This window comes from Streptococcus sp. SCPM-O-B-15294 (M123), assembly GCF_058200455.1.
This window is the reverse complement of sequence record NZ_JBYQGU010000010.1, coordinates 28,883-40,656: the sequence shown is the minus strand read 5'-3', so window position 1 is coordinate 40,656 and position 11,774 is coordinate 28,883. Positions and strand designations below refer to the sequence as shown.

The following is an 11,774-nucleotide window of genomic DNA, read 5'->3' as shown; positions in this document are numbered from 1 at the left end:
TATCGTTTCTTAATACTTTATTCTATCATATTTAGGGCTAAAGTGAAAGCAAGGGAAATAAAGAAAATCCCTAGCCTCCTGGAGGGATAGGGATTTGAATATTATGGTAAATACAAGTCAGCTGACAAACCATAATGGTCGCTGACGAGAGGCTGACTAGAACCATCAAACACAACTTCTAGCCGTTCGATAACCCATTCTTTTGAGGTGAAAATATAATCAATCCGCAAGGGTACTTGATTATCATCCCATCCATCAATTCCAGGACCTACTGTGTAGGTCCCCTTGGTCTGACGGGCCTCAATAAAGCTATCTTGAAGAGCTAGCGGACTCGCTAAAATGGCCTCATACCCCTCTTGACCAGCTGGATTATTAAAATCTCCGGCTAAGATCAAGGGTTTTTGCAATTGGCTAAAACGCTCTTCTAAACGTGCCCACTCTTGTTGGAAACCTTTATCCCACCAGGAAAGGTGGACACTGGCAACCGCAATTTCTTTCCCATCAACTTGGGTTTCTGCAATGGCAATCCGTCGTGTATGATAATCTGTTGGATCATTCACATCTGAAACCAAGAGTTCGCTTGCCTGGATTGGGGTACGTGATAGAACTGCTACACCTTCATGATAACGGTCATAGCCGATATGGTTGTAAGCCCAGGTCCAGTGATAGCTCAATCCTTCTTCTTCTAATTTTTCAACTAAACAACGAACATAGTGATCCTGATGGATCGGCTCCGCAGAAGGAGTTGGATGATACAAGTCATTAACTGTAACAACTGGACTTTCGATGGCCTGATTGATTTCTTGGAAACAAATCAGATCGTATTGCTTTTCAATAATGTCTGTTACTAAGTCCTCAAATTTTTGTTGGGGATTTTCTTCCATCCAACTATGAGTGTTTAAAGTTAAAAATTTCATGATCCTACTCTCCTAATAGAGAATTCCCTGTATCCGATGGATACAAGGAATGACTCTCATAGATTATAATTCAACCTTGGCAACCACTGCATCTGCTGGTAGTTGACCAGTTTGTGTAAGAGTGACAGATTTAATAGCTGCAGCATTTGTGAAGACTACAACTGTTGACGTTGCACGTCCAGCTTCACGAACAGCATCCAAATCTGCTTCCACCAATAAATCTCCCGCTGCAACTGTTTGGCCTTCTTCTACCTTCACTGTGAAAGGTTTTCCTTCCAAACTTACAGTATCAAGACCGATATGAACGAGAACTTCAAGACCAGATTCTGTTACCAAACCAAGGGCATGTTTGGTAGGGAAGACGCTTGTCACCTTACCAGCTACTGGTGAAACAATCTGACCATTTGCCGGTTCAACTGCAAATCCGTCACCCATCATTTTTTGTGAGAAGACTGGATCTTGAACTTTATCTAATTCAATGACTTGTCCTTCAGCAACTGAGTGAACTTCTTCTGTCACCCCTTTAAAGGCAACTTCCGCTTGTTGAGCCGCTGTCTGCTGACTTGGAAGAGTTTCAGGAATCACTTCACCTGAATCTAACAAATCTTGGATATCTGATTTCAAAACGTCAGCTTTTGGACCGTAAATCGCTTGGACCCCTTGTCCTTTCATGACAAGTCCCATAGCTCCTTCAGCTTTCCATTGTTCTTCTGTTCCAACTTTAGTTTCGTCCTTAACAGTCACACGAAGACGAGTCATACATGCATCCACATCAACGATGTTAGCACGTCCACCAAGAAGGTTAATGATGTTAACTGCTTGAGAAGCTACAGCTACTTTACCTGAACCTGAAGTTTCAGACTCATCTGATCCACCTTCAGCTTGTTCGTAGTTTCCGTTACGTCCAGGAGTTGCGTAGTTAAATTTCTGGATCATGAAGTTTGCAATGAAGTACATGATCACTGCAAAGAGAACAGTTACCCAGATAAAGTTAATGATATCCATACCAATACCGGCTTTAATGGTCATTGGTGTACGAGTCAAGAACTCAATAGATCCAAATGAATGGACACGGAGATTGACGACATCTGCCATCGCGAAGGCTGCACCTTGTACCACTGCATAAACGAGGTAAAGAGGCATAGCTACGAACATAAACATGTACTCGATTGGTTCTGTAACCCCTGTGAGGAAGGTTGCAAGAGCAGTCGCAATCATCATCCCTTTGTATTTGTGTTTCTTATCAGGGTCTACATTACGGTAAATGGCAAGGGCAACCCCCATCAAGATACCGAATGAACCGATCATTTGTCCCACTTTGAAACGAGCAGGTGTAAAGGTATCCAACAAGTGTTGGTATGTAGCAGGGTCAGAAACTTTTGTATTTCCTAAGTCTGTGATCCAAGCCAACCAAAGTGGATCTTGACCAAATACATTTTTACCTTGATCAATACCAGTTAAAATATGATAAGTACCACCCAATTGCGTATAGTTGATTGGAATGGTCAACATGTGGTGAAGACCGAATGGAAGCAAGAGACGTTCCAAAGTACCAAAGGCAAATGGTGCTAAGATTGGAGCAGTCTCTTTTGAGTTAGCAATCCAAATACCAAAGTTGTTAATTCCTGTTTGGACTACTGGCCATAAGAATGACAAGACAAGAGCCACAATTACAGAACGAAGGATAACGACAAAAGGAACAAACCGTTTCCCGTTAAAGAATGACAGGGCATCTGGTAACTTGCGGTAGTTGTAGTATTTATTAAAGGCTGTTGCCCCTACAAAACCGGCAATAATCCCAACGAAAACTCCCATATTCAAGGCAGGTGATTCTAAAACACTCGTAAAGTAATCAGCAACCTTGATAGATCCACCAAGAAGAGTATGAACTTGTGCTTTTGGATCTTTCAGCATATCTCCTGTTACACCGAACATCACACCAGTAATACGGTTGATCAGGATAAAGGATAGACCTGCCGCAAAGGCACCACCAGCACGTTCTTTTGCCCAGCTACCACCGATAGCCAATGCAAAGAGAATGTGAAGGTTAACGATAACTCCCCAACCGATTTGTTCAAGAACACCACCGGTAGTTACCAAGAAACCAAGTTCTGGGTTAATCATTGCAATCGTTTTACCAAGACTGATCATCAGACCCGCCGCCGGCATAACTGCAACGACCACCATCAACGCTTTACCGAATTTTTGCCAAAATTCAAAGCTAAATAGACTTTTGAATGATTGTTTATTCATCATTCGACCTCCTTATAAATTTGAAATGCCCGTAATATAAGAAAACGTTTGCATATCTCGCCTACTATTATACCACTTTTTTTCTATTTGTAAAGCCCTTACATCTACATTTTTAATTCACAAACTTTATACATAAAGGCCTTGAAAAGCCTATCTTTTAAGCAAACGTTTGCTTCTTTCACAATTTTTTTTAAAAAATTTTTTTAAAAATTTTCTTCTTTCTTCCTTTTTGATAAACAAAAAATCCCTTTGAGATTTCTCATCAAAGGGAATGTTCTTATTCTTGCATTTGGTAGCCGACACCTCGGACAGTTTTGATATAGCTCTTTTGTCCTGGGAGATCTATTTTTCCACGAAGATAGCGAATATAGACATCAACGATATTGGTTTCTGCTGTACTCTCATACTTCCAGACACGCTCCAGCAATTGCTCGCGACTGAGGACATTCTTACTCCCCATCAAAGTCGCTAACAAATCATACTCACGACGTGTCAGGTCAATCACTTCCTCTCCCCGATACACCATATGATTCTCGACATCAATCCGTAAATTCCGATAGGAAGTAGGAACTTTCATCTGATTACAATGTTGGTCAATAAAATCACGGCCTCTAAAAATAGCGATGATTTTCTCAACTAAATCACTAATCACAAATGGTTTGATGACATAAGACACTGCAAATCGCTGGATACTCTCCATATGCTCAGAAATTTTCTCACGACTATCTAAGACAATCAAGACTGCTGCAGGACGAATCTTACTCAGGCGTTGGGCAAAATCTTCCCCACTCATATCTTCTAGTTCGTAATTGAGAAGAATTAAATCATATTCTGTAGCCTGCAGGAGTTTCAAGGCCATTTCCCCTTGTTCTACCAAATCAACTACATAGCCTGCTTTTTGAAGTTCTAAATCAATAAAGCGCGCTAAATTCTTTTCATTTTCTACTAGTAATATCCGCTTTGTCATAACCTACAATTATTTTTCGTCGTACCAAGAATAGTGGAAGGTACCTTCTTTGTCTTTACGTTGATATGTGTGAGCACCAAAGTAGTCACGTTGCGCTTGGATCAAGTTTGCTGGAAGGTCAGCTGAACGGTAGCTATCGAAGTAAGTGATGGCTGCTGAGAAGGTTGGTACCGGTACACCAGCTTGAACCGCAAGAGCAACAATATCACGAACAGATTGTTGGTATTTAGCTGTTACATCCAAGAAGTACTCATCCAAAAGAAGGTTTGCAAGATCTGCATCACGGTTGTATGCATCTGTGATCTTTTGCAAGAAACGTGAACGGATGATACATCCATCGCGCCAGATAGAGGCGATGTCTGCAAATGGCAAGTTCCAGTTATTTTCTTTAGAAGCTACACGCAATTGTGCGAAACCTTGTGCATATGAGATGATTTTTGAGAAGTAAAGGGCTTGGCGGATCTTTTCGATCAACTCAGCCTTGTCTCCTTCAAATTTGAAAGCAGCTGGTTTTGGAAGCACCTTGCTAGCGTGTACACGTTCTTCTTTGTAAGTTGAGATGTAACGCGCAAATACTGACTCAGTGATGAGTGACAATGGCACACCAAGGTCAAGAGCAGATTGGCTAGTCCATTTACCAGTTCCCTTGTTTCCTGCAGCATCCAAGATATAATCAACGATTGGTCCATCTTGACCTTCATCGTCTTTGCGTCCAAGGATATCAGCAGTGATTTCGATCAAGTAGCTGTCCAATTCACCCTTGTTCCACTCAGTGAAGATTTCAGCCATGTCTTGAGCTGAAAGGCCAAGCAAGTGTTGCATCAAGTCATAGCTTTCTGCGATCAATTGCATATCGCCGTACTCGATACCGTTGTGGACCATTTTCACGTAGTGACCTGCTCCATCAGGACCGATATAAGTCACACATGGTTTTCCATCTTCTGGTGCTTTTGCAGAGATTTCTTCAAGAACATCAGCTACCAATTCATAAGCTTCTTTTTGTCCACCAGGCATGATAGAAGGACCTTCAAGGGCACCTTTTTCACCACCAGATACACCAGTACCGATGAAGTTGATCCCTGAGTTTGCCAACTCTTCGTTACGACGGATAGTATCTTTGTAGAACGTGTTTCCTCCGTCGATCAAGATATCGCCTTTATCCAAGTGTGGAAGAAGGGCTTGGATGGTCGCATCTGTACCAGGTCCTGCTTGAACCATGAGCATGATCCGACGTGGTTTTTCAATAGAGTTTACGAAGCTTTCGATATCATAGCTTGGCACGAAGTTCTTTTCAGGATGGCAAGCAACAACATCTTCTGTTTTTTCTTTACTACGGTTATAGATAGCAACTGTGTATCCACGAGATTCAATATTAAGGGCAAGGTTACGACCCATTACGGCCATACCAACAACACCAAAGTTTGCTTTTGTCATGTGACACTCCTCTTTATAGTTTGCCTTTATTCTACCATTTTTTGACATCAAATGAAAGTAGAAAATCATACCCTGCCCCTTCATGTAGAAAGATAGCTCCTATCTACTTTGAAGCAAAAAACAAAAAGTGCCTGAGTTACAGTCCTCAGACACTTTCTGATGAATGACATTAATCTTCTTTTGAAGCTAACTCTTCTGCTTCAATGACCGGTTGTTCTCCTTCTTTGAGTTTGTTGACCGTCATATTAACTCCAAGAGCTCCTGCTAGCAATTGACGAATATCAAATCCAGCTCCTTGAGAGACTTGGTCGATACTTTGCATAATATCGCCCACCATCTTAGAAGCATTGCCTTCCCCGTACATGGTGATCTTATCCACCTTGGTTAATGGTTCTGCGACAGCACGCGCAATTTCAGGCAACTTGTCAACGACCATTTCAGTAATGGCTGCTTCTTGCATTTTCTTCATTGCTTCGGCCTTTTGGTCCAAACCTTTGGCTTCCGCTTCCAGTTTCAAGCGAATGGCTTCGGCCTCGGCGCGACCTTTGGCTTCAATAGCTTCGGCCTCTTGCAATTGGGCGAATTTCTCAGCTTCGGCTTGGGCTTTCCGAGCTTCTGCTTCTTTTTGTGTTTCGAAGAGTTCTGCTTCCGCCTTGCGTTGGCGTTCGATCAATTCTGCTTCTGCAGCTTGTTGACGCGCATATTTTTCAGCTTCAGCTTGTTTGCGGATGTTGGCATCCAATTCTTGCTCACGAACCTTAACTTCGCGCTCTTTGACTTCCGCTTCTTTTTCCTGTTTCATGATATTGGCTTCGGCTGCCACGCGCTCTTGTTCACGACGTTGCACTTCTGCCTCAATCCCTTTAGCGGCATCTGCTTTTGCTTGGGCAATATCTGCTTCTTGCTTGAGGGCTGCTTGTTTGAGTTTTAATTCGTTTTGTTTTTGCGCAATTTCAAGATCGGCAGCGACGCGTTTGTCGTTGGCCAATTTATCTTGTTCTGCTTCGACTTCCTTGCGTTCGCGTTCCGCTTTGGCTTTGGCAATCAAGGCATCTTTCTTGATGGTTTCAACATTTTCAATCCCGAGGTTATCGATGACTCCCCCTTCATCAGAGAAGGATTGAACCGTAAAAGCGATGACTTCCAGACCCATTTTGGCCAAGTCTGGTGCTACGTTGTCCTGCACTTTTGAGGCAAACTCTTGACGGTCATTGACCATCTTACGGAGCTCCATCTGACCGATCACTTCCCGCAAGTTTCCTTCCAAGACATCTTGGACAGAATTAGAAATATCTGTCGTATTCCAGTTCAAGAAGTTTTCTGCAGCCCGGGCAATCATTTCATCGGTTGTACCAATTTTTAATTTAACAGCTGCATCGGCACGGACGTTAATGAAGTCCAGTGTTGGGACTGCTTCTGACGTCCGAACATCTGTCGAGAATTGCTCAATATCAAGATAAGAGCGTTGTTCGACAAAGGGAATCATAAAGCCAGCTTTCCCACGCAAGTGACGTTGTTTCCGAAGACCTGTAATGACCACGACTTCGTTGGGTTTAGCGTTCACATAACCTTTAACAAGCAAAATCAAAATAATAACTGCGACTATTAGGCCGGTAATCAACCAGCCTGGAATAAATAAAGTATCCATACTTTTTCTCCTTTTTAGAGGTCTACCCTCTGTTGTTTATTAATCCTAGTATATCAAAAGAAGGCCTTTCCTCAAAGAAAAGGCCTGTATTTATGTCTAAATTTATCAAATGTAATCTCTAGCTTATTCTTCGTCAAACAAGCCATTTAGACCAGCGAAAGGACTGTTTTCTTCTTTCTTGATCACTTGAGCAGCTTGGTATTCTTCTTCGGATAGGATTTTCCAATCATTGCCCTCGATAAAGCCTTGACCAGCCTCCTCTTCTGGAGTGAGAACCTTGAGAGGAATATTGAGCAGAATATTATCCGCTACACTCTCACTCAGGTCAATCTTCCCACCTTCGATTGGAAGGATCAAGTCTTCCTCAAGAGCTTCGATATCTGCCTCTGACTGTACATCCTCCGCAAATACCTCTGTTACAGGATAGCTCTCTTGAATCTCAACAGGCTCCATGCTTCGGCTAGAGGCCAAAACGATGGTGTAGGTCAACTGGTAATCCAAGACATAAAGACCTGTATCATAGGCTACTCCCCCTGTCGCTGTCACATTCTTCAAATCAAGAATTTCTGGATTACGCTTTTGCAGATCCTTTAACAAATCCAACTCTTGATTAAATGCTAGTCCTTCAGGATTTTTACGGATTTCTTGTGTAAATAAGTTCATTCTTTTGTCCTCAAATCTTCTAGATACTACTAGTATATCATGAAGCTGTCCCTTCAACCAAGATGTCTCCTCAAAAATTTGTTATAATCATGAAAAAAGATACAGAGACTAGGCAAATTGGTGTTGTACACAAGGGTCCCACCATCTCTTGGACAAAAGAGGTTCACTTGCTAGGGCATTGAGCAATGTTAGATAGAGGAGAATTCATGAAAGAAATCGGTGCAGTTTTTCGGCAAATACGTGAAAGTCGCCACATCTCTTTAGAGGAGGCTACGGGTGGCGAATTTTCGCGCTCCATGTTATCTCGATTTGAAAGAGGGGAAAATGACCTGACGACGCAACGGTTTTTTCAGGCCCTTCAACAAATCAAAACCAGCCTCAGTGAGTTCTCTCATCTAGCAGAGATTGATCAGCACTCTTTTATTCCCAAATTGTTGAAAGAGCACTATGAAAACATGAGTTTGGAACACGATCAAGCCTTGTACCAAAGCTACCAGCAAGCCTATCAGAAAGATCACAAAAAAGAAGACTTCTTAGCCAGCATTATTCTCAAGGCCAAAATACTTGGCAACTATCCTGAGGTAGAGTTGGCTGCTAGCCAAGAGGAACTAGATTTCCTCTATGACTACCTCTTCTCTGTCATGGTCTGGGGAAATTTTGAGTTAAGCCTATTTTCACTGACCTCTCCTCTTTTCTCTAGTCAGCTCTATCGACAATACACAGAGGAGTTGGTCCAACGGGAGGATTTCAAGCTTCTCCTAGATTCCTCTCGTCCTGCCATCAATTCTATTTTCCTTAATGGCTTTTTTCTCGCCATTAGTTCAAATGAATTTGAAGATGCATCTTATTTTGATCAGCTGATCAAGGACAACTTCTACGCTGAAAACGAAGCCTACCTTCGGACGGTTTATCTCTACGCCAAAGGAGAATTTCTCTATCGAAAGGGAGAAAAAGAAACTGGTCTTGAAAAGATGGAGCAGGCCATTCAGGTCCTATCCATTCTTGATTGCAAGGACAGCACCAACTACTACAAACAGAGCATGAAAGAACTCATCAAGGAATCCTGAAAAGAGAGTGGGACAGAAATCGGTAATTCGTTAGAATTCGATTTCGTCGTCCCATCTCCGCACAGTTGAGTAGGGCTGTAAAAGCTGATGAAATCAGCGTAGTAGAGTCCACTCAACCACTGCGTCTTGCTCGACAATCCAAAGACAATTGAGAGGCTAGGACTTTTGTCCCAGCCTCTTTTTGTTGAAAATATGCAACATTTTGTTTTTCTTGTTTTTGAGGTCTACAATAGGATCATCAATCAAAGAAAGAAGGCCCCTTCCATGATGATCAAACTAAAAAGATACTTCCTTCATTTGTTTCTCAAGCATACCAGCGTCTACCTAAAAGATCAGAAACTTCTTCTCTCTGATGATGAGAAATTACAAGTCTTAAAACAAATCTTTCGATCCATCAAACAAGCTCTACCCACTGATCACGTGAAGGAGGAAGGCTTATGAAACTCTTAGCTCGAAATAAAATTTTTGCCTTACTCAGTCTTTCTCGCTTTTTGAATACCCTTGGTGCCGCCATCTACAATCTGGTCTTCGTGGTCTTTGCTGCCAGCATGCCTCAGCCTAGTCTGGCGGTTGGCATTGCTAATCTCATTGTGTTTATTCCAAGCCTCTTTAGCATTTTTGTTGGTATGAAGGCTGATCATACGAAGAAAAAAGCTTACTGGTTGATCCGTATCGGTTATCTCCAAGCGATGCTCTTCATCCTTATTGCGCTCATGACCAAGATTCCAGGTTACCTAGCCTTTTCGATTGTTTGCTTCTTAAACATTGTTTCAGATTGTTTGAGCGATTATCGCGGAGGCTTGCAACTCCCCATCATGAAAAAGAACATCTCTAGCGAGGATTTGATGGAGGCCTACTCCTTCAATCAACTACTTAGTATGGTCTGCTCGATTTCTGGACAGGCCCTAGGGGTTTGGCTGTTAGCTATCAGCCATCAACATTTCGCCCTGGTCGCTTCGATCAATGCAGTGACTTTTCTCCTGTCTTCCACTTGTCTCCTGATGAGAAAAAAGCAGTTGACACATGACCCCGTCATTGAGCCCCAAAATAAGAATTCTTTGGTACACGAATGCCAAGAGATGTACCAGAACGCCAAAAGTATTTTTGCAGATGAGGAGGTCCACCACTTTGGTAAGTTGCTCTTCTCATTGGTTCTCATCAATGCTTTAGGTGGGTCCATCTCTGGCATCTACAATCTGCAACTGCTTCACTCCCCCTTTTTTCAGTTGAGCTTTAGCCAATCCCTCTTGATCTTAGAGGCTGTGACTATTTTAAGTATGGTCTGGGCTAGCCTGACACCCCACGATTATTTTTCCAAGCAAAGCCTCCACCATATCCTCCTGTGGATAGCAGGTGGGCTGACTATGCTTGGGCTCACAAATATTCTGGTGCACTGGGATTTCCTTTCCCTTCTACTCATCACTTTCCTTGGTTATCTTGTAGCAAAAATCAACCCAAAAGTTTCCAGTCTTTTAATGAGTAAATTACCCGCTGAAAAATTAGCTTCTACCTCTAGCTTTTTGGGACTGATGGTCAGCTTTGCCATGCCACTTGGGACAGCTCTCTTTTCTAGTCTAGCTATCTGGAGCCTTCCCCTAGCTTGGGGGATCTTTGCTATCCTTGGTTTCACTACCCTCCTCTTAACAACCAAATAAAAAAACCACCATTGGGTGGATTGAGCTTAAAGACAAAGTTATCTTTTATACAATTCTATTAACTTCTATAAAGATAAATACTTTTTATTCTTTAGAGTTATTCAATCATCTACTGAAACTTTCCGCCGTGAGAAAAGTGCTAGAAACAAGGTTGTTTCTAGCACTCGGGAGTTTTGGAACTTCATAGAAGTTCGCTGACGTCCGTACTCACCCAAGGAAAGGTTCTAAGATGATTGTGTCTTCAATCTGAATCCACTGTTTGGTGGATTTTTTTACATATTTCTTAATCTTTCAACCCGCTCAGCAATGGGTGGGTGGGTATAAAAGAGCTTTTGAAATCCGGATTCTTTTTTGGGATCGTTAATAAAGAGAGCACTACTTGCACTATCAACTTCTCGTTGCATAGGCACACTGTTATCCAGCTTCAAAAGAGCATTAATCATCCCTTGAGGATTCCGTGTCAATTCAACACTGGAGGCATCCGCTAGGAACTCCCGTTGACGAGAAATGGCTAACTGAACCAAAGTCGCCGCTAATGGAGCTAAGACGATGGCTAGCAAGGAAAGGATCAGAATAATAATTTCTAAACCACTGCCCCCTTCGCGATCATCATCCCGTCTACGGCCACCGCCCCACCACATCATCCGGCCACCAATGCTAGAAAGCATAGTGATGGCACTAGCAAGGGCAACTGCAATCGTCGAGATGCGAATATCGTAATTGCGAATATGACTGACTTCGTGTCCGATGACTCCCTCCAATTCCTCACGGTTCATCACAGCCAGAAGACCTGTCGTTGCTGCAACAGCAGCATTTTGAGGATTGGACCCTGTCGCAAATGCATTCATGGAGGGATCATCTACAATATAAACTCGAGGCATAGGGATTTGAGCTACCATGGCCATATCTTGGACAATATGGTAGAGTTGAGGGGCTTGCTCTTCCGTCACCTCACGCGCCCCGTTCATCCGCATCACAACTTCCGTGGATTGGAAAATCATGCTAAAGGCATAAATCCCACCAATGATCAAAGCTAGGATGACGCCGCCAAGTGAAGAGCCTAACCAGAGGTAGCCAACGGCTGCTCCGATAAGAGCCAAGAGTATGAAAAAAGCAATAAGGAGAATCCAGGTTCTCCTTTTATTGCTTGCAATTTGGTCAAAGAGCATA

General features: G+C 42.6%; 10 protein-coding genes. 3 read left to right on the top strand and 7 right to left on the bottom strand.

Annotated elements, in window-relative coordinates:
- Window positions 1–101: 101 nt before the first annotated feature.
- The 6 genes from AC3E8G_RS07375 to AC3E8G_RS07350 form a co-directional block, all read right to left on the bottom strand.
- The gene (locus AC3E8G_RS07375) at window positions 102–917 is read right to left on the bottom strand and encodes an endonuclease/exonuclease/phosphatase family protein (RefSeq protein WP_490677380.1); all 816 of its coding nucleotides are present in this window, start codon (window positions 915–917) and stop codon (window positions 102–104) included.
- Window positions 918–980: 63 nt separating this feature from the next.
- On the bottom strand, window positions 981–3,170 hold the full coding sequence (locus AC3E8G_RS07370) for a PTS transporter subunit IIBC (RefSeq protein ID WP_490677378.1): 2,190 nt from the start codon (window positions 3,168–3,170) through the stop codon (window positions 981–983).
- A 277-nt stretch (window positions 3,171–3,447) separates the two neighbouring features.
- Window positions 3,448–4,137 (bottom strand): response regulator transcription factor, encoded by a 690-nt coding sequence (locus AC3E8G_RS07365; protein ID WP_490677377.1) that lies wholly within the window; start codon window positions 4,135–4,137, stop codon window positions 3,448–3,450.
- Between the two features lie 9 nt (window positions 4,138–4,146).
- The gene (gene gnd / locus AC3E8G_RS07360; RefSeq protein ID WP_006151777.1) at window positions 4,147–5,571 is read right to left on the bottom strand and encodes an NADP-dependent phosphogluconate dehydrogenase; all 1,425 of its coding nucleotides are present in this window, start codon (window positions 5,569–5,571) and stop codon (window positions 4,147–4,149) included.
- 169 nt (window positions 5,572–5,740) lie between these two features.
- Window positions 5,741–7,219: a flotillin family protein gene (locus AC3E8G_RS07355; protein ID WP_003005145.1), complete on the bottom strand. Its 1,479-nt coding sequence runs from the start codon at window positions 7,217–7,219 to the stop codon at window positions 5,741–5,743.
- A 123-nt stretch (window positions 7,220–7,342) separates the two neighbouring features.
- Window positions 7,343–7,882 carry a DUF177 domain-containing protein gene (locus AC3E8G_RS07350; protein ID WP_195348061.1) on the bottom strand — a complete coding sequence of 180 codons (540 nt, stop codon included), beginning with the start codon at window positions 7,880–7,882 and terminating at the stop codon, window positions 7,343–7,345.
- 206 nt (window positions 7,883–8,088) lie between these two features.
- Here AC3E8G_RS07350 and AC3E8G_RS07345 point away from each other — a divergent pair, with 206 nt between their 5' ends.
- The 3 genes from AC3E8G_RS07345 to AC3E8G_RS07335 all read left to right on the top strand — a co-directional run bounded on the left by AC3E8G_RS07345 (window position 8,089) and on the right by AC3E8G_RS07335 (window position 10,604).
- Window positions 8,089–8,949 carry a helix-turn-helix domain-containing protein gene (locus AC3E8G_RS07345; RefSeq protein WP_490677374.1) on the top strand — a complete coding sequence of 287 codons (861 nt, stop codon included), beginning with the start codon at window positions 8,089–8,091 and terminating at the stop codon, window positions 8,947–8,949.
- Window positions 8,950–9,213: 264 nt separating this feature from the next.
- Entirely contained in the window at window positions 9,214–9,390 is a 177-nt protein-coding gene (locus AC3E8G_RS07340; RefSeq protein ID WP_233331233.1) for a hypothetical protein, read from the top strand.
- Window positions 9,387–10,604, top strand: a complete 1,218-nt coding sequence (locus AC3E8G_RS07335) for an MFS transporter (protein WP_490677372.1) — start codon at window positions 9,387–9,389, stop codon at window positions 10,602–10,604. Before AC3E8G_RS07340 ends, AC3E8G_RS07335 begins: the two co-directional genes overlap by 4 nt.
- 272 nt (window positions 10,605–10,876) lie before the next feature.
- Here the strand turns inward: AC3E8G_RS07335 and htpX are convergent, their stop codons facing one another.
- Entirely contained in the window at window positions 10,877–11,773 is an 897-nt protein-coding gene (htpX, locus tag AC3E8G_RS07330) for a zinc metalloprotease HtpX (protein WP_126404716.1), read from the bottom strand.
- Window position 11,774: the final 1 nt, after the last annotated feature.